The organism is Campylobacter sp. US55, assembly GCF_004378955.1.
GTDB classification, from domain to species: domain Bacteria; phylum Campylobacterota; class Campylobacteria; order Campylobacterales; family Campylobacteraceae; genus Campylobacter_D; species Campylobacter_D jejuni.
Genome location: NZ_RYYF01000023.1, coordinates 1 through 713, shown reverse-complemented (window position 1 = coordinate 713; position 713 = coordinate 1). Strand labels below are relative to the sequence as shown.

1 protein-coding gene and 1 pseudogene are annotated in these 713 nt (G+C 26.9%); both read left to right on the top strand.

Annotated elements, in window-relative coordinates; all coding sequences use genetic code 11:
- A pseudogene (locus ELQ07_RS08230) lies at positions 1–240 on the top strand (hypothetical protein); the annotation flags it as partial.
- A gap of 146 nt (positions 241–386) precedes the next feature.
- On the top strand, positions 387–593 hold the full coding sequence (locus tag ELQ07_RS08150) for a hypothetical protein (protein ID WP_166738578.1): 207 nt from the start codon (positions 387–389) through the stop codon (positions 591–593).
- Positions 594–713 lie beyond the last annotated feature (120 nt).

Sequence of the window (713 nt, the reverse complement as noted above, 5' to 3'; positions counted from 1 at the left end):
AAACATCAAATTATAGCTATCACAGAAGAATATTTACGAGAAGGCGAATTTGCAAATGATTTTTTAGAAACACAACAACTTATACCTGCAAGAGTTAATCATTTTGAAAAGCAACTAATCGAAAATGAAATTATTAAAGTTCTAAATGCTTTTAAAATTAATTTTGGAGCTTCACATATAGAAGTAAAATTTGAAACCAATGGGGGGGGGGATTTAAAAAATGCAAATTATCAGTCATAGAAATCGCAACCCGCTTAGGAGGTTGGCGTGATGTATTAGTATATCATTCTTATGGCATTGATTATTTACAACTCTTAATTCAAAGTTCTTTAAAACAAGAGTTGAAAAAAATAAATACAAAAGCTGAAAATTTTTGTCTGGTTAAAATGATTTTTACCAAAGAAGATTATAAGTTTTACAAGAAATTAAAAACTTTAAAACCACAAATGATAGTAAAAGAAAGAATTTATGTAAAAAATGATGAAAATTTTTCTTATTCTTCGTCACTAATGGATTCTAAGGGTTATTATTATTTGAAAATTTCAAAGGATGAGGATCCTGAAATTTATATAAAAGGAAAACTTCACTTCTAAACTTCTAGTAAAAATCTTTTAGCAGATTTTACTAGGAGAATCTATGAAAAACAAACATTTTTTTATTATTGGCGGTGGTGATTTACAAGCGGATTTAGTGTTACATGCAAAAAAAGATTT